This is a genomic window from Tunturiibacter empetritectus (assembly GCF_014201375.1).
Taxonomy (GTDB): Bacteria; Acidobacteriota; Terriglobia; order Terriglobales; family Acidobacteriaceae; genus Edaphobacter; species Edaphobacter lichenicola_D.
Map to the genome: position 1 here is coordinate 1,295,604 of NZ_JACHDZ010000001.1, position 25,820 is coordinate 1,321,423.

At 58.5% G+C, this 25,820-nt stretch carries 27 protein-coding genes; 10 read left to right on the top strand and 17 right to left on the bottom strand.

The genetic code is table 11. The features are described from left to right. Positions 1-4 precede the first annotated feature (4 nt). The 7 genes from tpiA to HDF10_RS05645 form a co-directional block, all read right to left on the bottom strand. On the bottom strand, positions 5-766 hold the full coding sequence (gene tpiA, locus HDF10_RS05615) for a triose-phosphate isomerase (protein WP_183811217.1): 762 nt from the start codon (positions 764-766) through the stop codon (positions 5-7). Positions 767-848: 82 nt separating this feature from the next. Continuing rightward, positions 849-2,063 carry a phosphoglycerate kinase gene (locus tag HDF10_RS05620; protein ID WP_183811219.1) on the bottom strand — a complete coding sequence of 405 codons (1,215 nt, stop codon included), beginning with the start codon at positions 2,061-2,063 and terminating at the stop codon, positions 849-851. Position 2,064: 1 nt separating this feature from the next. After that, positions 2,065-2,559, bottom strand: coding sequence for a hypothetical protein (locus tag HDF10_RS05625; protein ID WP_183811221.1), 495 nt, complete (start codon positions 2,557-2,559; stop codon positions 2,065-2,067). A 26-nt stretch (positions 2,560-2,585) separates the two neighbouring features. After that, a complete protein-coding gene (locus HDF10_RS05630; RefSeq protein WP_183811223.1) occupies positions 2,586-2,960 on the bottom strand; it encodes a RidA family protein in 375 nt (124 codons plus the stop codon). A 283-nt stretch (positions 2,961-3,243) separates the two neighbouring features. Beyond that, positions 3,244-3,885: a pyridoxamine 5'-phosphate oxidase family protein gene (locus HDF10_RS05635; protein WP_183811225.1), complete on the bottom strand. Its 642-nt coding sequence runs from the start codon at positions 3,883-3,885 to the stop codon at positions 3,244-3,246. Positions 3,886-4,011: 126 nt separating this feature from the next. Next, the gene (gene gap / locus HDF10_RS05640) at positions 4,012-5,022 is read right to left on the bottom strand and encodes a type I glyceraldehyde-3-phosphate dehydrogenase (protein WP_183811227.1); all 1,011 of its coding nucleotides are present in this window, start codon (positions 5,020-5,022) and stop codon (positions 4,012-4,014) included. A 194-nt stretch (positions 5,023-5,216) separates the two neighbouring features. Continuing rightward, complete coding sequence (locus HDF10_RS05645; protein WP_183811229.1) at positions 5,217-5,450, bottom strand: hypothetical protein; 234 nt, start codon at positions 5,448-5,450, stop codon at positions 5,217-5,219. A gap of 206 nt (positions 5,451-5,656) precedes the next feature. Here HDF10_RS05645 and HDF10_RS05650 point away from each other — a divergent pair, with 206 nt between their 5' ends. The 8 genes from HDF10_RS05650 to HDF10_RS05685 all read left to right on the top strand — a co-directional run bounded on the left by HDF10_RS05650 (position 5,657) and on the right by HDF10_RS05685 (position 11,757). Then, on the top strand, positions 5,657-6,466 hold the full coding sequence (locus tag HDF10_RS05650; protein WP_183811231.1) for an ATP-binding protein: 810 nt from the start codon (positions 5,657-5,659) through the stop codon (positions 6,464-6,466). A 33-nt stretch (positions 6,467-6,499) separates the two neighbouring features. Continuing rightward, positions 6,500-7,243: an ATP-binding cassette domain-containing protein gene (locus tag HDF10_RS05655; protein ID WP_183811233.1), complete on the top strand. Its 744-nt coding sequence runs from the start codon at positions 6,500-6,502 to the stop codon at positions 7,241-7,243. Between the two features lie 2 nt (positions 7,244-7,245). After that, entirely contained in the window at positions 7,246-7,878 is a 633-nt protein-coding gene (locus tag HDF10_RS05660) for an ABC transporter permease (RefSeq protein WP_183811235.1), read from the top strand. Between the two features lies 1 nt (position 7,879). Then, on the top strand, positions 7,880-8,428 hold the full coding sequence (locus HDF10_RS05665) for a GNAT family N-acetyltransferase (RefSeq protein ID WP_183811237.1): 549 nt from the start codon (positions 7,880-7,882) through the stop codon (positions 8,426-8,428). Next, positions 8,425-9,339, top strand: a complete 915-nt coding sequence (locus HDF10_RS05670; RefSeq protein WP_406705803.1) for a glycine betaine ABC transporter substrate-binding protein — start codon at positions 8,425-8,427, stop codon at positions 9,337-9,339. Before HDF10_RS05665 ends, HDF10_RS05670 begins: the two co-directional genes overlap by 4 nt. 87 nt (positions 9,340-9,426) lie before the next feature. Continuing rightward, positions 9,427-9,903, top strand: a complete 477-nt coding sequence (locus HDF10_RS05675; protein WP_183811239.1) for a DUF1203 domain-containing protein — start codon at positions 9,427-9,429, stop codon at positions 9,901-9,903. Next, positions 9,903-10,400 carry a DinB family protein gene (locus tag HDF10_RS05680; RefSeq protein ID WP_183811241.1) on the top strand — a complete coding sequence of 166 codons (498 nt, stop codon included), beginning with the start codon at positions 9,903-9,905 and terminating at the stop codon, positions 10,398-10,400. The genes HDF10_RS05675 and HDF10_RS05680 overlap by 1 nt, the downstream gene beginning before the upstream one ends. A 130-nt stretch (positions 10,401-10,530) precedes the next feature. After that, on the top strand, positions 10,531-11,757 hold the full coding sequence (locus HDF10_RS05685; RefSeq protein WP_183811243.1) for a DUF3179 domain-containing (seleno)protein: 1,227 nt from the start codon (positions 10,531-10,533) through the stop codon (positions 11,755-11,757). 17 nt (positions 11,758-11,774) lie between these two features. On the opposite strand, the gene ribA is transcribed toward HDF10_RS05685, so the two are convergent. Then, complete coding sequence (gene ribA, locus HDF10_RS05690; protein WP_183811246.1) at positions 11,775-12,413, bottom strand: GTP cyclohydrolase II; 639 nt, start codon at positions 12,411-12,413, stop codon at positions 11,775-11,777. Positions 12,414-12,504: 91 nt separating this feature from the next. Between ribA and HDF10_RS05695 the strand changes: the two genes are divergently transcribed. Further along, entirely contained in the window at positions 12,505-13,908 is a 1,404-nt protein-coding gene (locus tag HDF10_RS05695; protein WP_183811248.1) for a sensor histidine kinase, read from the top strand. On the opposite strand, the gene bshA is transcribed toward HDF10_RS05695, so the two are convergent. From bshA to HDF10_RS05730, 7 genes are all read right to left on the bottom strand, one after another. Then, positions 13,866-15,017 (bottom strand): N-acetyl-alpha-D-glucosaminyl L-malate synthase BshA, encoded by a 1,152-nt coding sequence (gene bshA, locus HDF10_RS05700; protein WP_183811250.1) that lies wholly within the window; start codon positions 15,015-15,017, stop codon positions 13,866-13,868. The genes HDF10_RS05695 and bshA overlap by 43 nt on opposite strands. A gap of 113 nt (positions 15,018-15,130) precedes the next feature. Next, a complete protein-coding gene (locus tag HDF10_RS05705) occupies positions 15,131-16,000 on the bottom strand; it encodes a ChbG/HpnK family deacetylase (RefSeq protein WP_183811252.1) in 870 nt (289 codons plus the stop codon). Positions 16,001-16,083: 83 nt separating this feature from the next. After that, complete coding sequence (locus tag HDF10_RS05710; RefSeq protein WP_260177624.1) at positions 16,084-18,186, bottom strand: beta-glucosidase family protein; 2,103 nt, start codon at positions 18,184-18,186, stop codon at positions 16,084-16,086. 315 nt (positions 18,187-18,501) lie between these two features. Next, positions 18,502-18,921, bottom strand: a complete 420-nt coding sequence (locus tag HDF10_RS05715; RefSeq protein ID WP_260177625.1) for a VOC family protein — start codon at positions 18,919-18,921, stop codon at positions 18,502-18,504. A 77-nt stretch (positions 18,922-18,998) separates the two neighbouring features. Further along, positions 18,999-19,313: a hypothetical protein gene (locus HDF10_RS05720; protein ID WP_183811258.1), complete on the bottom strand. Its 315-nt coding sequence runs from the start codon at positions 19,311-19,313 to the stop codon at positions 18,999-19,001. Positions 19,314-19,429: 116 nt separating this feature from the next. After that, entirely contained in the window at positions 19,430-20,896 is a 1,467-nt protein-coding gene (locus tag HDF10_RS05725; protein WP_183811260.1) for an ATP-binding protein, read from the bottom strand. Positions 20,897-20,918: 22 nt separating this feature from the next. Continuing rightward, positions 20,919-22,565, bottom strand: coding sequence for an NAD(P)/FAD-dependent oxidoreductase (locus HDF10_RS05730; RefSeq protein ID WP_183811262.1), 1,647 nt, complete (start codon positions 22,563-22,565; stop codon positions 20,919-20,921). Between the two features lie 239 nt (positions 22,566-22,804). On the opposite strand from HDF10_RS05730, the gene HDF10_RS05735 reads away from it, so the two are divergent. Continuing rightward, positions 22,805-23,461, top strand: a complete 657-nt coding sequence (locus HDF10_RS05735) for a response regulator transcription factor (RefSeq protein WP_183811264.1) — start codon at positions 22,805-22,807, stop codon at positions 23,459-23,461. Positions 23,462-23,518: 57 nt separating this feature from the next. On the opposite strand, the gene HDF10_RS05740 is transcribed toward HDF10_RS05735, so the two are convergent. Both HDF10_RS05740 and pruA read right to left on the bottom strand, forming a co-directional pair. Then, complete coding sequence (locus tag HDF10_RS05740; protein WP_183811266.1) at positions 23,519-23,947, bottom strand: hypothetical protein; 429 nt, start codon at positions 23,945-23,947, stop codon at positions 23,519-23,521. A 217-nt stretch (positions 23,948-24,164) separates the two neighbouring features. Continuing rightward, positions 24,165-25,805 carry an L-glutamate gamma-semialdehyde dehydrogenase gene (pruA, locus tag HDF10_RS05745; protein WP_183811268.1) on the bottom strand — a complete coding sequence of 547 codons (1,641 nt, stop codon included), beginning with the start codon at positions 25,803-25,805 and terminating at the stop codon, positions 24,165-24,167. Between the last annotated feature and the right edge of the window lie 15 nt (positions 25,806-25,820).

Genomic DNA, 25,820 nt, shown 5'->3' on the forward strand with positions numbered 1-25,820 from the left:
ATCTTCAGACCGCGGTGGCGTTGCGGACGATCTCAGCGAACGATTTGGCCTGCAAACTCGCTCCGCCGACCAGTGCCCCATCGATCTCAGGCTGGGACATCAAGCTGGCGACGTTGTCGGGTTTGACCGAACCGCCGTACAGAATGCGCATGCCGCTGGCGCAGGAGAGGCCCAGGTGGGCCGCAACCTCGCGGCGAATGATCGCGTGAGCTTCATTGGCCTGCTCCGGGGTTGCAACGCTGCCGGTTCCGATCGCCCAGACAGGCTCGTAGGCGATAACCACGTTCCCACAAGAGGCTCCCTTGATGCCGTTGAGCGCGCAGGCGATCTGCCAGCGGAGAACGGCTTCGGTCAGGCCGGACTGGCGCTTGTCGAGCGTCTCGCCGACGCAGACGACTGGAATCAACTCATGATCGAGGGCGGCTTTGAGCTTCAGATTGACCATGTCGTCGGTCTCGTGGGCATAGATGCGGCGCTCTGAGTGGCCCAGCAGCACGCGGGTGCAGTCTATGCTTTCGAGCATGGTTGGAGAGGTCTGACCGGTGTACGGTCCTTCGTTCAGCCAGTGCATCGTCTGGGCGCCGGCGGTGACGTTTGTTCCCTTGGTCGCCTCGATGACGTAGCCAAGCGAAGACATCGTCGGGAAGATCGCGATCTCACTGGCGGTGTGGTCCTTCACCAGGGGAAGAAACTCGCTGAGGAAGGCTAAGGACTCTTTGGGCGTCTTGTACATCTTCCAGTTGGCGGCGATCAATGGCTTGCGCATGTGCGATCAGTATTCCATCTTTAGAGCGAGGCAGGGAAGCGTTGGTGCGGTGTTCGCCTTTTTTTTTGGGTTGCGGTGATCTCTACCTCTGCTTCTCCGTCAACGCGGCGACGCCGGGTAACTTCTTGCCTTCAAGGAATTCGAGGCTGGCCCCGCCACCGGTAGAGATGTGGGTGATGCGGTTGGCGAAGCCGGACTGTTGAATGGCAGCGACCGAATCTCCGCCACCGACGATGGTAGTGGCGTCATGATTGCGTGCAACGGCTGCGGCAATTTCGTTGGTGCCGCGAGCGAAGGCGGGCATCTCAAAGACGCCCATAGGGCCGTTCCAGATGATGGTTCGCGCCTCGGCAATCTCCTCCTCAAAAAGCGCAATCGATTTGGGGCCGATGTCGAGTGCCATCAGATCTTGCGGGAAGGGCCCATCGCCAGAAAACACCTGAGTTTTGGCGTTGGGAGCGAACTTGTCGGCAAGAACGTGGTCGATCGGCAAAAGGAAGCGAACGCCCCTGGCCTTCGCCTTTTCAAGCGCGGCTTTGGCGACGTCGATCTTGTCAGTCTCCAACAAGGATTTTCCCGTGCTCTGCCCCTGCGCGTTGAGGAACGTATAGGCCATGCCTCCGCCGATGATGATAGCGTCGGCTTTTTCCAGCAGGTTGTCGATCACCTGGATCTTATCCGACACCTTCGCTCCGCCGATGATTGCGACGAACGGTTTGTCGGGTTCCATAAGGGCTTTTCCGAGGTAGGTCAGCTCTTTTTCCATCAGCAGGCCGGCCGCTGATTGTTTCACGAAGTGAGTGACGCCTTCCGTAGAGGCATGGGCGCGGTGAGCGCTGCCAAATGCGTCATTGACGTAGATGTCGCAGAGCGAGGCGAGCTTTTGCGCGAAGACAGGATCGTTGGCCTCTTCCTCCGCATGGAAGCGGAGATTCTCAAGCAGCAATGGCTGCCCGGATTCGAGATTGAGAGCCATCTCGCTGGCGACGATGCCGATACAGTCAGGCGAGAAGGCTACGTTTTCGTCATCGCCCAGAATGTGGTCGAGCCTGGTGCGGAGATGATCGACAAGCGGGCGCAGGCTCATCGCGGCGACCGGCTTGCCCTTGGGGCGGCCCAGATGCGAACAGAGAATGACCTTGGCCTTGTGACGCAGAGCGTACTCGATCGTCGGGAGGGTCTCGCGAATACGAGTGTCGTCGGTGATGATGCCGTCTTTGAGCGGCACGTTAAAGTCGACGCGGATGAGGACGCGCTTGTCGGTGAGGTCGAGGTCGCGGATCGATAGCTTGGCCATGTCAGTTAGAGGATACCCGAGATGATGGCGCGAAGCGTCGGTTGGCCAAAGATATGGGTAACCCCACCAGAAAGACCATTGCGCCGATGCTGTTGAGGAGAACGGCCGGAGCCGGATTCGGATTATTCCTCGGATAAACGTTCGTATGCGGAAGCACAAGGTAGTACATAACCGCGTAGATGAACGCTCCATACAGCAGTCCGGCTGCGATTGCGTGGTCGGCAAGAAACGGCACGGCACGCGCTGCGAGGACGAAGAGCGTCGCCCAGACCAGTGCGATGAAGAGATGGGCAGCCAGGCCGAGGAGCACGCTGGGGATGCCGTCAGAGTACGCGGCGCGACCAAGGATGCCGCTCGCGATGGACTGAGGGATTTGCCTGGGAGGTATTCCGCGAAGCCCATAGAAGACGATCGGATCGACCATGTCCAGCAGCGCGGCTACCATTGCGCCGACCAGGATGGCCTTCGGGACGGAGCGGCTTGGGTCGCTTGGCATGGGGAATTCTAAAACATCCCGAGCGGCTATTCGGGGATCAAGGCGTCGGCTTCGATCTCGATGCGCCAGGCTGGGTTCAGCAGCGCGGCGACGACCACCATGGTCGCAGCGGGACGGATCAGCCCGAAGAACTTGCCGTGAACCCGGCCGACGGCCTCCCAGTCTTCGGCGCGAGTGAGGTACATGCGAGTGCGGTACACATGCTCCATGGAGCTGCCAGCGTTTTTGAGCGCCGCGGCGATCAAGGTCAGACATTGTTCCGTCTGCTCGGCTACCTCGGCGCTGTCCGCACCCACCGGACCGGTGCCTGAGACGTGGACGTGGTTGTCGATGCGGACCGCGCGGGAGAAGCCGATGATCGGCTCGTAGGGTGAGGTGCCGGGAATGTTTTTGCGGGTCATTTTTTATTTTGTGGTGGATGTGCGTTTTTATTGGGGGTTTTGGCGAAAAGGCTTGTTTTTGCGTGGCGTTTTTGTGGTCAGGATGTGATGATTTGCATGGCTGATGTGGTGTTTTGGCAGTCACTTTTACGAGGACTAACTATACGCCATCATTTTCAAGTTTTTTTTGCGGAATGTCCTTTCGAAGCTACGCTGCGACTTTGGCCCCAGTATTCCTGCGAACAAACAGATTGCATGCGATCGCACATCGCCTCCTCCTAGTAGAGAAAGATCAAACAGCGCTTCAGGCACGTTCGATTTTCGTCCGAGCGCGAAGCTCCTCGCGCAGTTTTGCGTTTTCTGCATCGAACTCCGCGAGCTTTTGAGTGAGAGGCGCGATAACCTGCTGAATCTCTTCCGCAGTATAACGAGGAGTGATATGTTGCGGGCAGTTCCAGTCGAAGGCTTCGACGTGGATGAGGATGACCCTTTCGACGACCGACGATTTGTCCTTAGACCGGAACGATTCGATCAGCGCCGGTGCTTCCGAATCATGTTCATGAACCTCGACGCGACCAAGAACTTTGAGACGCGTCTGGTTGGGATAGTCCATAAAGAAAAGAGCGACCCGCGCGTCGTGATCGAAGTTTCCCAGGCTGATGTATTGCTTATTCCCGCGCAGATCCGCGAAGCCGAGAAGGCCCGGTTCGATGACGCGGACGAAGCCCTTCGGGCCGCCGCGGTGCTGTACGTAAGGCCAGCCGGTCTCGCTGACCGAAGCCATGTAGAAGCTGTCCCGCAGCGCGATGAAGGCCTGCTCGTCAGGACCAAGAGCGTTGCCCAAAGGCGAACGTTCCGCCAGCCGTTCGTACTGGCTTCTGCTGCCGTGCTCCTGCTGGTGTTGTTTGACGAGTGGGGTAAAGGCCAGTTCCTGAAAGCGACCCATTGTGTGCTCGATCCGGGCAGGTGGACTCGCTGCCAGAACTATTGATTCACGGCGGGGTCGATAGGATGCAGAAGGAACCCTTGGCAGGGGATGGAGGATCAACCTCTGCCAAGGGTCAGTAGACGGTTACAGGCCCTTTTTGACGAGGAAGAGAATGAGATCCTTCACCCGGCTGGAGTAGCCCCACTCGTTGTCGTACCAGCTGATCACCTTGCCGGTATTCTGGCCGACAACCTTGGTCAACTTGCTGTCGACGATGCTGCTGAGTGGGTTGCCCTTGAAGTCCGAGGAGACGAGCTCTTCATCCGTGAATCCCAGAATCCCCTTCAGTTCGCCGTCGGCAGCCTTCTTGAGGGCTTCGTTGATCGACTTGTCGGTGATGGGCTTCTCGGAGACAAAGGTGAGGTCCACCACAGAGACGTTCGGGGTCGGGACGCGCATCGAGAAGCCGTCAAGCTTCCCGTCCATTGCAGGAACGACGAGCCTCAGGGCCTTGGCGGCACCGGTGCTCGACGGAATCATCGACAGAGCGGCAGCACGGGCGCGACGCAGATCCTTGTGCGGCGTATCGAGAATCACCTGATCGTTGGTGTAGCTGTGGATCGTGGTCATGATTCCCGACGCGATGCCAAAGGTATCGTGCAGCACCTTGACCACCGGCGCGAGACAGTTGGTCGTGCAGCTCGCATTCGAGATGACGTTGTGCTTGGCCGCGTCGTACTTGTCGTCGTTCACGCCCAGCACGAGGGTGACGTCCTCGTTGGTCGCTGGCGCGGAGATGATGACCTTCTTCACGGTGCTGCCGAGGTGCGCCTTGGCCTTTTCGGCGTCGGTAAAGAAGCCGGTGGACTCAACCACGATCTGCGCACCCACCGAGGCCCAGTCGAGCTTGGCCGGATCGCGCTCGGCGAAGACCTTGATGTGTTTTCCATCGACCGCGATGAAATCGGCTCCGTGGGTGATCTCGTTCTTCAGGTTGCCGAGGATGGAGTCGTACTTGAGGAGGTGAGCCAGCGTGGCGGGAGTGGTGAGGTCGTTTACGGCTACGAATTCAATGTCGGGGTTGCCTAAAGCGGAGCGGAAGACGTTGCGTCCAATGCGGCCGAAGCCGTTGATGCCTACCTTTACAGCTGCCATGATTTTCGGTTGCTCCTGTCGTGTTTACGGCGTTATAGGTGCGTGTGCCCATTGTAGAACGCGACGAACTGCTCTGCACGCGACCAGAGCGGGATGATGTCACCGGCGCGAAGGCGGCGCAAACTTCGGGGCGTGACTTCGCTCACTACACATTCGTGAGAGATCGCGCGACGAATGGCCGCGAACCAAGTCTTTTAGAAGCTGAAAAACTTCTCGCGAAGAGCGTCTTCGTAGTTCTTCTTGGCCTCTTTCGCCTTCCCGCGTGCATCTTCCTCGCGGAAATCCGCAGCCTCCCAGGCATCGATCTCTGCCTCGGAGTGATTGACCGAGGCGAGCGCCTCTTCCTCGCGGATGGCGGTGACCCATTGATCGACAGCTTCCTTATATGCAGCCTGCATCTGGTTCAGATCAGCGACTTCGACGGCCATGGTCCACCTCTTTTACCAGGGACACTACTGCATATGTGTGAAAAGACGATGTAAGGCGCTGAGAAAAGGAGAGATGAGGGTGGGCGAATCCGGATCGGCTGAGAGGCTGAAGACGTATCGCACGAGGTGCGACGGATTTGCGGGAGTCTTCCACGCTGTGTTACAAGCGTCGTATGCGCGAATTGCGCGAATGGATAAGCGAAAAGATGAGACGACGCCCTAGACGTGGACCGAACGACTCCGAGTCCACGGGGAAAAGTGGGCAGGAGTTGCCCTCGAACCAGCCAGCTCCCCTGAGACCAACCTACCCGGAGGCTGCGCCGGCACGCGCCGCAGAGCCTGAGCCAGCCAAAGCCGAATCTACCGCCGAGACCGAAAACGTCGTAGCCACGACTGAGCCCGCAGCGGAGCATTCAGCGCCCACTGAGCCCCATGAGCCAAAGATGGTGATGGAGACTCAGCCCGAGTCGCTCGGGACTCCACCCGCAGAGCTGACAGCGACCAAGTCGCCAAAGGGCTATGTCGTCCTCGCGATTGGCTTGCCCGGTTCAGGGAAGGCGACCTGGTACAAGCGTCGCGGCGTAACCCCGCTGTCGAGCGATCTCCTGCGTACCCTCCTCTTCGACGACATCACCGAACAGCGCTATCAGGGCCTCGTGTTTTCGACGTTGCGAAGCCTGCTGCGCGCCCGGCTGATCGCTAAGATGCCGTGGAACTACGTGGACGCGACGAACCTCTCGCCACACGAGCGCAGGCAGTGGATCAAGATGGCCAAGAGCTTCGGCTACGAGGTGCAGGCTGTGTTCTTCGACGTGCCACTGGCCGTATGCATGGAACGCAACTCCAAGCGCGACCGCCAGGTGACCGACGAGGTGATGCAGAAGATGGCCGAGCGCTTGAAGCCGCCCACCTTCAAGGAAGGCTTCGAGAAGATCACGGTGGTGCGCGTAAAGGGCCAGCCCGGTGCGGCAGGAGAGTCGGCAGCTGCAGATACTGTCCCCGAGACCGCGGAATAAACTCGCAGTTCGCCACAGGTTAGAGTAAGAGACATGCCCACGGTTGGCGTTGAGTTCGCGAAGGTGAGCTATACGCTGGCAGGTGGGCGCGTCTTATTGCGTGACATCTCTTTGCAGCTTGAGGCGGGAACCACAACGGCTCTGCTGGGACGGAGCGGGTCCGGTAAGACCACGCTGCTGCGCATGGTGAACAATCTGGTGACGCCCAGCGCAGGCGAGGTGTTTGTTGCAGGCAATCCCACTCAAAATGGCGACACCATAGCGTTGCGACGCAGCATTGGCTACGTCATTCAGGAGACCGGCTTGTTTCCCCACATGACGGTGGAGCGAAATGCAGGCATGGCCCTGGAGCTTGCAGGACGCTCAAAGAACGAGGTTACGGCTCGCGTTCGAGAGGTAATGTCGCTAGTCGGACTCGAGTACGAAGAGTTTCGCAAACGGAACCCCTGGCAACTCTCAGGCGGCCAGCGCCAGCGCGTCGGGCTCGCACGCGCACTCGCAACCGACCCAACCGTGCTGTTGATGGATGAGCCGCTTGGCGCGCTCGATCCTCTCACCCGCGCCGAGATGCAGACCATGTTGCGCGACCTGCTGAAGAAGGTAGGGAAGACTGTCCTGCTCGTGACGCATGACCTGGACGAGGCCCTCTACCTGGCCCGACGCGTCGTGTTTCTCTCCGAAGGGGCGGTGGTGGCAGATCTCACTACGGAAGAAGTTCTGCAATCGGAAAACCCTCATGTAAAAGATTATGTTCGTGCTGTACATAGAACGGTGTAAGCATGATCAACTTCCTCCGCCAAAACGGATACGACATTGGCCGTCTAACCTTCGAGCACCTCTGGCTGACCCTGTCTGCGATGTTGTTAGCTGCTGCCATAGGCCTGCCTCTGGGCATCCTGCTCACCCGAAGGCAGAAGCTCGCCAGGCCCATCATAGGGTTTGCGAACATACTGCAAACTGTCCCGAGCCTGGCGCTGTTTGGCCTGCTCCTGCCCGTTCCCTGGCTGGGAGAAGACGCAGCGCGGCTGGCGATCCTGGCTCTGACCGGCTACGCCCTGTTGCCCATCCTGCGGAACACCTACGCCGGCATCGGAAGCGTAGATCCCGCACTAGTCGATGTGGCCAACGCGATGGGGATGACCTCGTGGCAACGGCTCCTGAAGGTCGAACTGCCGTTGGCTGCGAGCGTGATCCTCGCAGGTCTCCGAACCGCAACCGTGACCTGTGTCGGCGTCGCGACCATCGCCGCAGCGATCGGCGCAGGCGGTCTGGGAGAGCTGATCTTTCGCGGCGTGGCCAGCGTCGACAACGGCCTCGTACTGGCCGGAGCTATTCCCGCTGCACTGCTCGCTCTCATCGCCGACGCAGGCCTGGGGTTGCTCGAAAGACGCGTGGCCGTGAGGCGCATCTGAGATGATCGTTCTCGAATCCGAGAGAATGCTCTTCCGCCCGCACGAGGCCGCGGACCTCGAAGCTTTCTGCGCAATGGAGCAAGATCCCGATGTTCGTCGATATGTGGGCGGCGCTCCGCGAACCAGAGAGGTCGCTGAAGATAGATTCTGGAACCGCGCCATTCAGATCGTCGATGACAGGCTGGCCATGTGGGCCTGTGTGTTGAAGGAGAACGGCGATTATATCGGGCGCTGTGGCCTGTATGCAAACGTGCAGGGGGGGGACCGGATTCCAGCAGAAGCGGTGCTCGGCTACTATATGCGCCGGGAGTTTTGGGGGCGCGGTCTCGCAACCGAAGCTGCGCGCGCCTTCGTGACCTTCGGCTTTGAGGAGCTGAAGCTGAACCGCATCGTTTCAACCGTACAGGAGGGTAACGAGCGCTCCCTGCACATCTTGAAGAAACTCGGATTCGTCGTCACCGACTACGAACAGGGCGAGAGATCGTTTTACAAATTCGAACTGAAGGCGCCGTCCGCGCAGAAAGTCTCTGCAGGAGGAGCGAGTTGCTGAAACCGCGACAACGCCGTGCGACGGCGGCTATCGCCGTTCTCTTCTGCCTGCTTGCCATCGCATGCGCCCCGCCACGATCCTCGCGCATCACCATTGGAGCCAAGAATTTTACCGAGCAGGTTGTCCTGGGAGAGATGCTCGCCCAGGAGATTGAGTCCATCACCGGAGAGCAGGTAGATCGGCGCTTCTATCTGGCAGGAAGCTATCTCTGCCACCAGGCGTTGGTGAGCGGACGGATTGACGGATACGTCGAGTACACGGGCACGGCGCTGACTGCGATCCTCAAGCAGCCACTTCCTCCGGTGGGCCAGCGGGAGGAAGCGTCTGTCTTTCGTGAGGTAAGTAGCCTGTACGCGTCGAAGTACCGGGTCAAAGTAGGCCCCGGATTAGGATTCGAGGACACCTTTGCGATGGTCGTGCGCGGCGACGATGCTAAGCGCCTTGGCGTAAAGACGATCTCTGACGCGGTGAATACTGCTCCCGATCCCAGCGGCTGGAGGCTGGGCGTCGGCTACGAGTTTCAATCCCGTCCGGATGGTCTACGCGGTCTCGAGGCGACCTACGGGTTAAAGTTCGCAGGCGACCCCCGAACGATGGACCTCGGACTTCTGTATCGCGCGCTGTCGAGCAGACAGGTAGACATGGTCGCGGGCAACTCCACCGATGGCCCCATACGAGCGTTGGGCTTCGTGGTGTTGGAGGACGACAAGCACTACTTCCCGCCGTATGAGGCTGTCCCGCTGATACGAGAAGATTCGCTGCGGCGGCATCCAGGAATTCAGATCGCCATGGACAGGCTCGCTGGCAAGGTGAGTGCAGACGAGGTGCGCGGAATGAACTACGCCGTAGACTCCGAGCACAGGGACGTGGCAGAGGTAGTGAGAGAGTTTCGCAAGTCGAAGGGTCTCTGAGTTTGAGCGAACAATTCGGAGTGTGTGCGCTGACGTTGGTCGTGCAAAATTCCTCCAGTGATTGAAATCGACAACTGGAGATATGAGATGAGCGAGTTGAGAATAGTTGCGGTTGCAAGTGATCTGGCACAGAAGGTAAGAGAGTCGAGACTATCGCCGGGATACGGGCATCCTGTAACCGCAAAGATTGCAACGGGACACGGCCCATGCAGACACTGTCTAAGACCGTTTGCCATCGGACAGGAGGTGCGACTCTTGTTTACTCTGAATGCCTTCGACGGAGTTGCTCCGATACCCCAGCCAGGCCCGGTGTTTATCCATGAGGCCGAGTGCGAGCGATACGCGGAGCAGGCTGGATATCCCGAGGAACTCTTGCCCTTCGGTGCGGTGATCGAAGGCTACGATGCAGACCAGATCGTGCGCCAACGTGAGATGGTAACCGACGGAGGGCAGCCAGCCGCCATCGAACGAATCATGCACGATCCAATGGTGCGCTACGTAATGGTTCGCGACGGTAAGGCCGGCTGTTACGACTTTCGCATTGAGCGAGTGGAGGGATCTTGATGGTGGAACCATGGCTGCGAGGAACGTTGACCGAGTTCGATGCACTGCGGCGACAGGTTCTGCACGCGCTGGAGCTGGCGCAGGAAGATGTAGAGCGATGGTGCGCAGGATTAAGCGATAGCGAGATGAACGCACGGCCGTCTGGGATAGCTCCCGTCGCCTTTCATCTACGCCACATCGCGCGAAGTCTGGACCGTCTGCTGACCTATGCAGAGGGGAGAGCCCTATCTGAGGCGCAGATGGATGCGTTGCGCAGTGAGATGGAGAGTGGTGCATCTGCCAAGATTGTGCTCGACGAGGTGCGAGCAGGCCTGAAAGAAGCGCGACAGCGCGTGCTGATGATCTCGCAGGAAAGCTATGAAGAATCGCGGGGAGTAGGCCGATCCATGCTGCCCAGCACAGTAGGCGGACTCCTCGTCCACTGCGCAGAGCACACACAACGTCACATCGGGCAGGCCATCACAACGGCGAAGGTTGTGATGGGAGCGCGCGCGTAGCGATCCTTACCCTCCCTAGAAGCTTTCCTCCAGAAAAAGCGACGTCATCCGATAGGTGGAGCGAAAGATCCTCCATTTGCATGGTTGACTCTTCCCATCCGGCCCTAGTTGAATCGCTGCGAGGAAGAACATGTCACAGACGCAACAGATACAAGCAATACGAAACAAAACCGGATCCCTTCTTGCTTTGGCGGCGGTATCTGCAATAGTTTCGGCGGCCTGTGTCGCCATCCCGATGTTTGTCATTCGCCCGTTCCGCCCACAGGGTGCGCGCGAGCTGGAGACTGCTCTGGCCGTTCGTCACGCCGGCCCCTGGCTTGCAGGCGTGTGCGTTGCGGTCGTGCTGCTCGCGATATTTCTCCTCTGGAAGACCGCACGGATCGGCACTCGGATCGGACTGATCTGCCTGCTTCTGCTTACGTTCGCGGGAGCAGTTCTTACCCAAGTCAACATCTTCGAAAAGATGTTTCACCCCTACGATTCGCCCTCATTCGAAGGCGCAGACGAGGCAAAAGTCGACTCCGACGACAAAGTCCTGGCGGTCACGGTGGGACAGGAAGCGCGGGCTTATCCTATCCGCACCATGGGCTATCACCATATCGTCAACGACACGGTAGGCGGCGTCCCGATCGCCGTGACCTATTGCACGTTGTGTCACACAGGGCTGGTGTGGAGTCGCGTCGTCGATGGAAAGTTGCTGCACTTCCGCCTGGCCGGCATTAACAACGGCAACGCACTCCTGCGCGATGAGCAGACCAGCAGCATCTGGCAGCAGAGCACCGGCGAGGCGATCTTCGGACCGCTGAAGGGGCAGCAGTTGAAGCTCGTGCGCAGCGACGAGTTGACCTTCGCCCTATGGAAGAGCGAGCAGCCGCACGGGCAGGTCTTGAAGGCGGACCCGCTCTATGCGGCAGAGTACGATCCGAAAGACTGGGAGAAGCACGTAGAAAAGACGCCCACCGTGGTAAACACAACCCGCTCCGGCATCGCCCCCCACCAACTGATGCTGGGAGTTACCGTGGCGGGACAGAGCAAGGCCTACCCGATTGAGTCCATCCTCGCAGCAAAACTGATTCAAGATCGGGTCGGCGACCAGCCTCTTATCGTAGTGCTTGGGCGCGACGGCGCATCGATCCGGGTCTTCGAAGGAGCGCTCGAGAGCAGACACCTGACCTTTGCCCAGGGCACAGGTGACCAGACACTCACCGACATAGACACGGGCAGCCTCTGGAACTTTCAGGGATGCGCTATAGAAGGTAGTCTGGCAGGCCGCTGCCTTGCGGAGATCGACGCGCACAAGGACTACTGGTTCGACTGGATGAATCATCATCCCGAATCAGCGGTCTTCAAGAATTGAGCTAGCTGACCATTGATCTAGCTGACCAGGTGGCCCATCTTCTCGCGCTTGGTCTGAAGGTAGCGCTCGTTGGTAGGCTCGCTGGGAACTTCGGCCGAGATGCGCTCAACCACCTTGATGCCGGCAAGCTCCAGCGCCTCCACCTTCTCCGGATTGTTCGTGATAAGCCGAACTTCAGAGATCCCCATCTGCTTGAGGATCTGGGCAGGCAGTTCGAAGTGGCGGCAGTCGGCCTCATAGCCAAGTTCGAGATTAGCCTCGATGGTGTCCATACCCTTATCCTGCAGCTCATACGCGCGCAGTTTCGCCATCAGGCCGATGCCGCGTCCCTCCTGCTGTTCGTAAAGCATAATGCCCCGGCCTTCGTCGGTGATCAGGGTCATCGCAAGTTCAAACTGCTGCCTGCAGTCACAGCGCAGCGAATGGAAGACGTCGCCCGTCAGGCACTGCGAGTGTATCCGCACAATCGGAGGCGCAGCGTGAACATCGCCCATCACCAGAGCCACCGCTCCCTCCACTCGCACAGCCGGCGGAGGAATGTTGTCATTGCACGCCGCTGGGTTTTCGATGACACCCTCGAAGCCGAGGATGCGGAAGTGCCCCCAGCGGGTCGGAAGGTCGGCGTCGGCTACTTTAGTCACACTTGCGAACGGCATCTCTTGATTATACGTTTCCTGCTTCATGATCATTAGACTGCTCGGACAGGCTGTTGGATGCGAAGTTGCGTCAGGGGCGTAAAGTAATGGTGTGACCCAGCCCGATCCCAAGCTGATCCTGATTACGCTGCTGATTAAACTAGGCGTAGCTGCGGCGTTTTCGAGCTCCCTGGCGCGATCGACTCGCTTCAAGAATCTGCTTCTTTTGTCGCGGCGAACTCCACGCCAGACGATGTGGCTCGTCATCATCATCTGTGTGCCGCTAACCCTCGGCGTATGGGTCCGCACCGCTGTGCCGAACTTCCTGGCAGCCGATCTCTCGCTCGAGATCACAATCCTTCTGGGAATTCTCGTGGGGCCACTCGCAGCGATGGCTGGCGGAGCGACGCTGGCAATCCCTGCAGTCCTGCACCATGAGTATTGGGCGCTCCCGGTCAATCTCGCCATTGCCGCGATCGCAGGAGCCTTCGGCCGCTTTGCCGACGCCGAAGACGTATGGTCGTTCTCCCCCATGATCGACCTGAGCATCTATCGTTGGGTCACGAGGAACCTGCGACGGCCGCAGCTCGATCGTCAGATTTTGCTGCTGTTGCTGGTCGCGGGGATGCAGCTCGGAACCAGCGCGCTATCGCACTACTTTCCGCGCCGCTACTTCGAACTTAATTCCAGAGAGTGGTGGGTTCAGTTGCTCATCTGCGCCACCGCGCCCATCGTCGTCGGAATTCCGCTCAAGATCTGGAACGCCATCCGAGTCGAAAGAAAGCTGGAGGAGCAGGGAAGGCTGCTGCTCGAAGCCCGCCTGGACGCCTTACAACGGCAGATTAACCCACACTTTTTATTCAACACCCTGAACTCGATCACCTCCCTGGTTCGCTCGCAGCCCGAGCTGGCGCGGGAGATGATCGTCAAACTCGCCAACATCCTCCGCGTACTCCTGAAAGATCGCGAGGCCTTCCTTCCGCTCAGCGAGGAGCTGCGCTTCACCGACGACTATCTGGACATCGAGGTAGTGCGTTTCGGCGACAAGCTGAAAGTAGTCAAAGAGATTGCAGGCAACACGCTGGACATCGTGGTGCCAGGAATGCTCCTCCAGCCGCTCATTGAAAACAGCATCAAACATGGCCTCGAGCCGCGGATCAGCGGTGGCACGGTCACGATCCGCAGCCGGATTACGGAAGAAAGAAGGCTGATGGTAGAGGTAGAGGATGACGGCGTCGGCATGGCCCCCGACCGCATCGACGTCTCTCTGGTCAGCGGCCTGGTTCGTCCTGGAAACGGTATCGGCGTACGAAACGTGCGCGAGCGCATGCAGGTCTTATACGGCGATCTGGCGACGGTTGAGATCAACAGCCGTCCAGGTCGCGGCACAAAGGTTACGCTGCTAATGCCGATCCTCGACGCCGGTGCCGAAACCTGGGGGCCGATCGGCGGCGCGGCGGGTCAGGCCATCAGTCACATGGTTGAAGACGCCGTGCGCGCGATGACCCGGTCGTAATAGTCCTCGTAGAGCGGAATCACTCGAGAGGCGCAGAAGTGGTCCTGCGCGGTCTTACGACCCGCGCGCGCCATCGCTTCGAGACGCGGCTGATCGCTGAGAAGCGAGATAGCAGCGGTGGACATGGAGTCAATGTCGCCCACAGCAAAGAGGAGGCCATTGTGTTCATCCTGAATAAGCTCTGGGACGCCGCCGACGCGTGTCCCGATAGTTGGCACACTGCACGCCATCGCCTCAAGCGCCGCCAGCCCGAATGATTCCATCTCGCTGGGCATCAGCATCAGGTCAGCCAGCGGCAGCAGCTCGTTGACGTTATCCTGCTTCCCGATGAAGTGCACCCGGTCCTGCACGTTGTGCTCGCGGGCAAGATACTCGGCGACGCTGCGGTCAGGGCCGTCGCCGATCAGCATCAGCCGCGCCGGCATAGCCTTGGCGACACGGGCGAAGACCTTCACAACGTCCTGAATGCGTTTCACCGGTCGAAAGTTGGAAAGGTGAACCAGAAGCCGATCGTTCGGCTCCGCAAAGCGCGGACGCATCGCAGCCACCAGCTCCGGATTGCGAAGATAAACATCGCAGTTCACGAAGTTGCGGATTACCTCGATCTCAGAAGTGATGGCGAAGGCCTCCCGGGTGCGGTCGCGCAGATAGCTCGAGATGCTGGTGACCCCATCCGACTGCTCGATGCCGAACCTGGTAATAGGAAGATACGAGCGATCCAGCCCCACCAGCGTGATGTCGGTACCGTGAAGCGTCGTGATGAACGGAAGATGAATCCCCCGCGTGGCAAGCATCTGTCGCGCCAGCAACGCGCTCACAGAGTGAGGAATCGCGTAATGAACATGCAGCAGATCCAGCGAATAGAACTCGGCGACCTCGGCCATCCGAGTCGCCAGCGCGAGATCGTAGGGCGGATGTTCAAACAGGGGATAGTTTGAAACCGCAACCTCGTGGAAGTGAATATTCGACTCGCGGCCGCTGAGACGAAAGGGTTGCGAGTAGGTGATGAAGTGAATCTCATGACCGCGAGCAGCTAGTTCAATACCAAGCTCGGTAGCCACGACACCACTACCGCCGTAGGTGGGATAACAGGTGATGCCGATCTTCATAGTCTTCCCATACTTTTAGGCTGCGTTCATTGCTCCTGCTATTGGACGAAGCAACGATCGTATAAGACTCTTTGGCTTCTGGCGGTTCATCAGCTTTTCGCAAACGAGCGCCGTTAAGCTACAAGGTCCCCGTAGTTGATGAGCTGCGGCGCATTTGGTCGCAAAGACCTCGCTGGTACCTCGGTGAGCAAAGCGTTTCGCTCCACATCACGATGGGTGCGAAGCCGAGTGGTGACGCGATCGAGGTCGCCATCGTTGTAGCCAGGATGGCAGCAGAGTTCAAACGTCCCATCGGCAGGCAAAGCAACCAGAAGTTCATGCAGGGTAGCGGCATCCAGATGCCCGGTCGCGGAGATCCCAATCGTTCCATCCGTAGTAAGCACGCCAGCATTGCGAATCTGCAGCTGACGCTCGAACCTGCTTTGAAGATTGCCAAGCAGCTTCACCTGCAGGCGGCGAACTCGGTTCCCGTGACCAAGAGCAAGACTCCAGGGCTCCTCGAACGGGTTGCGAATCGCACCAATGCCGCAGCGTTCGGCAACGCGCAGAAGAGGCCGCGTGACAACAGGGAAGAGATGCGTGTGCTTGTGCGTATCGAGGTGAGTAACCTCAATGCCAGCACTACGAAGCTTCTCAACCTGTGCAAGAGCCTCTTGTTCCACCTCGTCCTCGTTGATCTTGCCGCGCAGCAGCGCCTGCACAAAATCGACAAGCGAAGGACGAAACATCTTGCCATCGGAACCCAGCAGTGTAGAGATGCTTTGCGACGGCGAGACAGGGATGCCATCCGTGAGGGTGATGTGACAGCCAACACCAAGGGTAGGATTAGCGCGGGCAAGCGTCACAGCATCGTCGAACGCCGCACCGGTCGCCATCAGCGTCGCAGAGGTCAGCGACCCAGCCTGGTGAAGCTCCACGACGGCGCGGTTAACCCCACGAGTGAGACCGAAGTCGTCCGCATTGATGATGAGTCGGGCAGGCATAAGTACTTATCATAGTGAACGTTCAAGGGGAACGTCCGACTGGTCGCGCCTGAGCCACTATCCACAGGCTCAGGCGCTGACCCCTACTGAACGTGCAGCGGTGCCTTCAGCGGAGTATCGCTAGAGGACGGTCCCGCCGTCACCTTATACTCGCCCGGAAGCAGCTGCCATCCATTCTGATCCGTGTTGAAGACCGTAAGCGAGAGCGGGTGCAGTGGCAGCGTTACCTCCTTCGACTCGCCAGGAGCAAGCTTCACCCGTTGCCATGCTGCAAGCCGCTTATAGTCCTCCTTCGCAGCTGCGGGCAAGGCAACATAGACCTCGGCGATCTCAGTGCCCTCGTGCGCTCCAGTGTTGCGAACCGTGAAGTGAACCGTCCGCTTGGCATCATCCACAGTCAGGCCAGAGTAGGCATAGGTGGTGTAAGACAAGCCGAAGCCAAAGGGGAAGAGTGGCTGCTTGTTGGTCGCCTCAAACCATTTGTAACCGACCTTGGCGCCTTCCGGGTTGTAGTTCACATCGAACGGTTGAACCTTATGCTCCTGGTTTGGGCCAGGCGGCACTCCCTCAAGGCCCGGCACCACAGGATGCGGCAACTGTGTCTCGTCTTTTGCAAACGTGACCGGCAGCTTACCCGAAGGATTCACCTCCCCGAAGAGGATGTTTGCCAGAGCCTGCGCACCGCCGATGCCCGGATACCACATCTCGACCACGCCCTTCACATGTTGAACCCACGGCATACTCACCGGTCCGCCATTCTCAATCACGACGATGGTGTTCGGATTCGCCGCTGCCACCGCCTCGACGAGCGCATCCTGATTGTCAGGCAACGACAGAGTCACGGCATCCATCCCCTCCTGCATCGGCTGATTCACAAACACAATAGCCACAGAAGAAGACTTCGCAAGTTTCACAGCTGCCGCAGTATCCAGGCCATCCGCGTACCGCACCGACGCCTGAGGTGAGTGCGCCTGAATGTTCTTGAGCGGAGAAGAAGGGAAGTAGACATGCTCGGTCCAGCCAGAGCCGCCTGCCTTTGGATCCGCAGCATTGCCGCCCGGCGCATCCACCTGAGCCGAGCCGCCGCCCGAAAGAACACCAACATCCGCATGGGAACCGATAATTGCGATCGAGTTTGAAGCCGCGGACTTCAGCGGAAGAATATGATCCGCATTTTTCAGCAGAACAATGCTCTCTTCGGCAATGTGTTGCGCGTCATCTCGTCCACGGAACGGATCGACGACCGTGCGAATCGGAGGGTCGTCCACCACACCCGCGGCAAACATGCTCCGCAGAATGCGATGAACCATGTCGTCCAGTCGAGCCATGGGAACCTGTCCGCCTTCAACAGCCTTCTTCAGCGGTGCATTGAAGTAGTTCTCGTCACCGGGCATCTCCTGGTCCATCCCGTTCAACGCGGCCTTCACCGTGCTATGGGTCGCACCCCAATCCGACACCACCCAGCCCTTGAACTTGAAGTCCTTCTTCAAAACTTCGTTGAGCAGGTAGTCGTTCTCGCAGGTATGGTCGCCCTCATAGAGATTGTAGGAGCACATCACCGCTGACGGCTCCGCGATCCCAATCGACACCTCGAAGGCCAGCATGTCCGACTCGCGCAGAGCCTTCTTGTCGAGCAGTACATTGACGACGGTGCGACCAGTCTCCTGATCGTTCAACGCATAGTGCTTGATGTCGCTCATTACTTGCTGCGAGAAGACACCCTTCTCGAGATTGCCCGTCATCGTTCCAGCAAGAATCGGATCTTCTCCTGCGTACTCGAAGTTGCGGCCGTTACGCGGCTCTCGTGTAATATTCACGCCGCCGCCGATTGTCATATTTGAGCCCCACGCGCGAAGCTCCCGGCCAATCACCGAGCCATAAAGAAACGCCGACTCAGGATCCCAGCTTGAGGCGGCGCCAAGCGTCGAAGGAAGCAGCGTCGCATAACGCGACTGATACGCCGCCATGCGAGCCCCGACCGCGGAGTCCGCAAGATCGATCCCCGGAATCCCAAGCCGCTCGATCCCCTCCATATAACCTGCAGCGAAGTTCGACTTCGCCGGCACTGGGTCACCCGCGCGCAGCACACCCCAGCCCGTCCCATGAACCATCCGGATCTTTTCATCAAGAGTCATCTGGCCTGCCACCATATCGGCGCGCTCATCCGGAGAGAGGCTCTTGTTCATCCAAGGCCCCTTCGAGGCGGCGGGCGTGGTCTGGGCATGTGCTGCCATCGAACCAAACGACGCCAAAGTCATCGCAGCAAAGGCCGACAAAACGCTTAACCGCTGAAAAAATAACATTCATACTCCTTCAAAGTCAGGTGAGGCTCGTACTCATAAAACGGACGGGCGCTTGTTCATAGACCTTAGAGAGTCTATACGAACTAAAACGATATAGTAAAAGGGTTTTCGCACTTTTCAGATTGGCGTTTCTTTTCCACGAAGCAAGCAAAGAGCTTCGCGTCTTCGATCCAACCTCGATGATCCAATCCCGGTCGATCACTTCGCAAAGAGTTGATTGATGTCAGCGAATGCCTTGAACTCAAGTGCATTGCCCGCAGGGTCAAGAAAGAACATCGTTGCCTGCTCGCCCACCTCACCCTTGAACCGGATGTACGGCTCGATCACGAACGCGATCCCAGCACGCCGAAGCCGCTCCGCAAGCATCTCCCACGTCTCCATCGGAAGCACCACGCCGAAGTGAGGAACCGGAACCTCATGCCCATCGACAGGATTATTATGAGCCTTGTCTTTCGACGCGCCAGGTTTCAGATGCGCTACGATCTGATGGCCAAAGAGGTCGAAGTCGATCCACTGTGACGAACTGCGGCCCTCCGCACAGCCAAGGGTCGTTCCATAAAAACTACGCGCAGCGTCCAGGTCGTCGACGGGAAAGGCGATGTGAAAAGGTGTCAGCAAGGTGGTCTCCTGCATCGATCATACGACTCGAACAGACCACCCGCCGAGCGTGACTAGCCGCGATGGAATCCCTGGTCTTAGCCGCGCAGGTAAGCTCTTCGAAAGGCATCGCGGTAAGGCTCATACGGCCCGAGCGCCGAGTCGTAGCCAGGAGTGGTATGAAACTTCCGATCATGCTGCGGATGATAGCCGAATCCGTTATAGGCATCGCGCGCGCCGTCTTCTGTGCCCGAGCGGAATCCTACCTGATCGGCCCGCGCGATCAGCGGCGGAACGCTGTTGTAGCCGGCAGGCGGCGGGGGCGGAGCGTAGTAAGCCGCGTGTGACGAGCATCCGGCCGTCAATAGACAAGCGGCAGTGACAACAGGCAGAGCAAGATAAGAGAGTTTCATAGCGTCCTCACGATTCGGTTCGCGCGCAACCAGCATTGGCGCGCGCTTTCGAAGGAGTAAATGCTACTCAGAGAAAAATGTTGCCATCTGAAACATGCACAACATATCCATTTTTTTTACTCGCTGTCGCTGGGCAGGCGCACGACAAACTCCGTACTCCCGGGTTCAGAACTGAATCGGATCACACCGTTATATTGATCCACGATGCGCTGCACGATGCCCAGACCGATCCCCGTGCCAACCCCCACCGGCTTGGTCGTATAGAACGGATCGAAGATGTGCTCCTGGCTCTCCAGCGGAATGCCCGAGCCGTTGTCGCTCACACTGATGCAGAGGTCCATGTGCGGCTTCTTCGCGTCCCCCTTCGAACTTTCCGCCCAGGTATGTACGCTAATCCGCCCATGCTGCGGCACCGCGTCGATCGCGTTGTCCAGCAGATTCGTCCAGATCTGATTCAGTCCCGTGCACTCACTGTGCAGAGGAGGAAGATCCGTGGCGAAGTTCTTCTCGAGCACGATCTCCTTCTCGCGCAGCTTGTGCCCCAGGATAATCAGCGTCGCATGAATGCTGTTGTTGATGTCGATCGTCTGCTTCTGGCCCTTGCCTTCATAGGCGTAAGACTTGACCGCATGCACCAGATCCGTAACGCGCCCGATGCTCTCCTCGATCGTGCCAACCAGTTGCATGCTCGAAGCCATCGCCTCCAGCCACCCCAGCGCCTCTCCCAGCAATGGACCGTCAAAGTCGTTCTTCATGCGTTCCAGCTCAGTGGCGGTTACGCCGATCGAGACTAGCGTAGGAGCCATCTTCCACGCGTTTTCGATATTGGCCGACTCCATCCATTCCGCCAAGGCCTCCTCGGCGTCGCTCTGGTCGAGCGAGTTCATCATCAGCGGCTGCTTCAACGCAAGCGCCTGCTTCTGCATGTCGAACATGCAGTGCTTCTGCTCCTTGGAGAGATCGCGCTCTTTGAACTTGAGAGACAGCTCATGCATTCGCATTAGATTGTCGCGCAGCTGAGACGCGGCTCTCCGTGCAGCAGAGCCAGGATTATTCAACTCATGCATCAACCCTGCAGCAAGCGTCCCCAGCGACGCCATCTTTTCCTGTTGAACGGTCGTACTCTGCAACTTTTGAAAACGATAAGCCATGTTGCCCAGAATCGCCTTACGAACCTGCGGGCAACTTGTCATCAAACTCCAGAACTGCTCTTCGTCGAGCTCCAGCAGGTGACTTGGCGTCGTCGCCTCGACGCTCCCGAGGTTCGGAACGTTGGTCAACAGTGCCATCTCTCCAAAGGCGCTGCCGGCTTCGATCTTGGCCACAGTGAATTCATTTTGTTCGGCTGTCTTCTGACTCACTCGAAGCTCGCCGTCAAGCAGTATCCAGAAGGAGTGCGCCAGCTCACCCTGCCGTGTGACGGTTTCGCCCTTATCAATGTGGAAGTCCCGAACGCCGTCAAGACAATGCAGTTCGTCATCTCGCAACGAGGACAGAATGGGAACTTTGCGCAGAAGCGCGACTAGATCCTCACTGACTTTTTCCATGACGTGACTTTGGACGATTTGGGTTTGTTCGCTCATCGGGTTATTGGTTGGTTGCCTTTCACAGTGTTGCCAGATACTGGTGCACAAACTGAATTGCGATCGAACCTTCGCCGACCGCCGAGGCGCATCGTTTGACCGAGTTGAATCGTACATCGCCTGCGACAAAGATGCCGGGAACGCTCGTCTCCAGCAGATACGGGTCGCGCTCCAGCTTCCACGACTTGGGCGACTGCGCCTTCAAATCCGGACCGGCCAAGATGAATCCCTTGCTGTCTCGACAAAGCTCCTCCGGCATCCAGTCCGTCTTCGGCGCCGCGCCGATAAAGATAAACAGGGAACTGGCCTGTCGAGCCTCTTCGCCGCGAGGTGTCTTCAGAGTCAGACACTCCAGGTGACCCTCGCCCCCCATCGCAATCACCTCCGTGCCGGTCTCGACCGTGATGTTCGGAGTCGCCTCAATCTGGTCGATCAGGTACTTCGACATGCTGCTCTCAAGCGACTTCCCGCGGACCAGCATGTGAACATGATCGGCATAACGAGAGAAATGCATAGCAGCCTGTCCGGCCGAGTTTGCCCCGCCAACAATGTAAACCGCCTCTTCCTTGCACGACATCGCCTCGGTCAACGCCGCGCCGTAGTAGACACCCGCTCCGCTCAGCTTGTCGGCCCCCGGCACATCCAGCTTGCAGTAGTCGACCCCCGTAGCCAGCAGGCACACATGGCAGGTCACCTCCTGCCCATCGGCCATCGTCAGAATGCGGTACTGATTCTCCGAACGGATGCAGTTGACCTTTTGCGTAAGGAACTCCGCTCCCAGCCGATTCGCCTGCAAGAACGCTCGCTTGGCCAGTTCCTCACCGCTGAGTCCCTCCGGAAAGCCCAGGTAGTTCTCGATCTTCGAGCTCGAACCCGCCTGCCCGCCAGGAGCCGCCGCCTCGATCACCAGCGTACGCAGCCCCTCGGAGGCCCCATACACGCCAGCCGCAAGCCCCGCAGGCCCCGCACCTACTACCACCACGTCGTAGAACTCCTGTTGCGCCTGCGTCCGAAGCCCGACCTTATTGGCCATCTCCGTCGAAGTCGGCTGCACCAGCGCAGTCCCGTCACCAAACAGGATGACCGGCAGCTTTGCGTCGTCGATCCCCTTCTCCTTCAGCAGAGCCAGCGCATCCGGATTCGCCTCCGGGTTCAACCACTGGTACGGAATGCGGTTTCGCGAAAGAAAGTCGCGTACCGCATGGTCCAAGGCTGACCAGCGCACTCCCACCACCCGGATCCCCTCAAACGGAGGCTTGTACCCCTCCTTCCAGCTCCCCAGCAGGTCGTCCAGCACCGGATAAAGCTTCTCCTCCGGCGGATCCCAGGGTTTATTCAGGTAGTAGTGAATCTTGGCCGAATTGATGGCCCGAATCGCCGCTTCCGTATCGGCATACGCGGTCAGCAGAACGCGTTTTGCATTCGGATAGATACACATGGCCTGCTGAAGAAAATCAACCCCAGTCATCCCAGGCATACGCTGGTCGGAGAGGAACAGCGCAACAGTGTCTTTTCTTTCTTTGAGTTGGTGGCAGATATCCAGGGCAGCAGCGCCGGAGGCAGCACGGACGATGCGGTAGTCCTGGCCGTAGTGTCGGCGCAGATCCTGGACCACCGCTTCCAGAACGCTGGTGTCGTCATCGATAGCTAGCAAAATTGGCTTAGGCATATCCCTTTATACTGCGTTGATGAGGTTAGAGACACCCCACGTACAATTCGATTAGATCGAAGGCCGTAAGTTTCAGAAAGTTAGGCCCCGGACCGACCCTGTTTCTGCCTCTAAAGTGCCATCGACAGCCCAAGTTGTCCGAATTGTAGACATTGCCTCCTACCCGCTGCAATCCACCGATAAGGGAATAGCCAGAGGGATTGCGGGTCGTTTGCGCCCGGCAGGAGACCACCACACCTATGAACCGAATTATTCTCGCTGACAACCAGGCCATCTTCCGCGCAGGCGCAGCCAGAATGCTGTCGCTCGAAGAAGACATGCGGATCGTCGCCCAGTGTGAGGACGCGCCGAAGCTCCTGGTCGCAATCGACGGGCTGCGCGGCTCGATCGTCCTTCTCTCCTCCAGCCTGCGTGTCGAACTGAAAGATCTTCTCGCCCGCACCCAGGCCGTCGGCAGCCGCACCGTTCTGGTAGCCGAGAACTCGGAGCTTGTCCCGGAAGAGATCGCCACGCTCTTCGACGGAATCCTCCATCGCAACGTCGCTGGCAGCGTGCTGGTCGACTGTATTCGCCGCGTCGCTCGCGGCCAGCGCTTTGTGCAGCGGGCCAACGTCACCACCATGCAAAACTCCGACAGCGTCGGCGCCCGCGTCCGTGACCGACTGACCCCGAAAGAGATGCAAATCGTTGCACTGATCGTTCAGGGCTGCAAGAACAAAGACATCGCCCAGCAGCTCGGCACCAAAGAGCAGGTAATAAAAAATTATCTCCGCAGCATCTACGACAAGTCAGGCGTCTCCGACCGTCTGGAGCTGGCTCTCTTCACCATCCACCACCGCGTCCTGGCCGAAGCCGCAGCCAAAGCCGGACACCTCATCCAGATGAAGTCCGCCTGACAGCCGCAGGATAATCAGCAGAACAGCGTCAAGTTGCAGCAGTAGGCTCTGCAAAGCCTAATTGCCTTTTTCTTGTCCTTCAATTCGTTTTTTGAACTCATCAATATCTAGGCGCGTTTGACTATGAAACGGCGTGTCCTTAGATACAGACCAGAGTTCATTATTAGCTTGGTCGCGTACAGAGAAAACCACGGGGGTAGGTGATATGTCTATATCATTGCCTGGTGGGGTGGGTCTGCCATTGGTGTTTGCTGTGAACCGAAGGACCAAATCGGCGTCCTTTGCGTCCTTCAAGATTTTGAATCGCCCCCACTTACTTAATGCATCGTAGGCACGGTCTGTAATCTCTGAGTGGCCCGTTTGATTGTCAATGTACACGGTTTTTGCAGCTATCACGCTGGCCGGGAGCGGAGGACGTTTGTCCTTCGCATGAATCGGGGGCACGACGAGAACGAGGGCAAGGGCTACTGTGCTTGCTGCTTTCATGCGATCTCTCCTTAGAGAACTATAATCCACAGATTTGTGCAGCACACTCACTGCAACCATATAACAGGCGATATCACTGGGGCCCGCCATGACCAAGGCACAGATACCAGACTCGATTCCGTACACCGCGCCACAGTGCGGACAGCGGGAGTAGTCGCGGTCTAACCGGACGTGGTCTCGTGGGTGGATTTCCTTCTCACAGGTCCGAGGCCCGTCTTTACATCCCCATCTGATCCGCCTGCTTCTCTTCCGCCGTACTAGCATGCCCAATCTTTTCCGCGATGCTTTTGGCCTGGGTAAACAGCAGCAGATAGTCCGGACCGCCCGCCTTCGAGTCAGTCCCGCTCATATTGAACCCACCGAACGGATGTGCCCCCACCATCGCGCCGGTGCACTTCCGGTTGAAGTACAAATTGCCAACGTGGAACTCCTCCCGCGCCCGATCCAGCTTCTCCCGCGAACCCGTATAAATCGCCCCGGTAAGCCCATACTCCGTGTTGTTCGCAATCGCCAACGCGTCATCAAAATTCTTTGACTTGATGACCGCCAGCACCGGCCCAAAGATCTCTTCAAGCGCAATCCGCGCCGTCGGAGCCACATCCGCAATCACCGTCGGAGCGATGTAATACCCACCTCCCGGCGTCTCAATCGCGTGACCACCGTTCAGCACAGTACCTTCCTTCTTGCCGATCTCAATGTAATCGAGCGTCTTGCGGTACGACTTCTCACTGATTACCGGCCCGGTATAAACATTCTCTGCCGGATCGCCCGTCTTGATCTTCGCCACCTTCTCCTGCAGCCGATCGCAGAACACGTCGTAGATATCCGCCGCAACAATCGCCCGCGAACAAGCCGAGCACTTCTGCCCATTGAACCCGAACGCACTCGCCACCACGCCATCCACCGCAGCCTCCAGATCGCAGTCCGACTCAACGATGATCGAGTCCTTCCCGCCCATCTCCAGAATCGTCCGCTTGATGAACCGCTGTCCCGGCTGTGTCTTCGCCGCGCTCTCATGAATCTCCAGCCCCACCGCCTTCGACCCCGTAAACGCAATGAACCGGGTCTGCGGATGCGCAACAACCTCGCTGCCAAACTCCGGCCCTTCGCCGGGGCAAAGGTTCACAACACCATCCGGCAGCCCAACCTCTTCCAGCAACTCAAAAAACTTCGCAGCAATCGTCGGAGCATCCACCGAAGGCTTCAAGATCACCGTATTTCCGGTCACAATCGAAGCCGCCGTCATCCCCGCCATAATCGCGAAGGGGAAGTTCCAAGGCGGAATCACCGCGCCCACACCCAGCGGAACATACCTCAACTGGTTGCGCTCCCCGGGAAACTGAATCGGCGTCTTCGCCTCACTCAGCCGCAGCGCCTCGCGCCCATAGAACTCCAGAAAGTCGATCGTCTCGCCCACATCCGCGTCGGCCTCGCCCCAGTTCTTGCCCACCTCGAACGTCAGCCACGCGCAAAACTCAAAGCTCCGCTCACGAATCAGCTCCGCCGCACGAAACAGCAGGGCAGAACGCTCCGCCACCGGCACCTTGCTCCAACTCAAAAACGCCGTCTGCGCCGCCTTCATCGCGCCTTCCACATGCTCGGCAGCGGCGCGTTGATGGATCCCGATCACCTCCGCCGGCCGTGCCGGGTTTTTCGAGACGATCTTCCCCTCAGTCTTCAAGCGCTTTCCGCCGATCACGATGTCATACTCGCGGCCAAGCTCGCTCTCGACCCGGGTCAGCGCCTCCTGCATCCTGCGCTTGTTCTCAGCCGTCGAAAAGTCGACAAACGGCTCGTTGGAAAATGCTGTCTTCGGCAAAGTCGCCGGGGCGGAGTGCGTGAGATTCATAGTAGCCATAGCGCGTCGATTCTA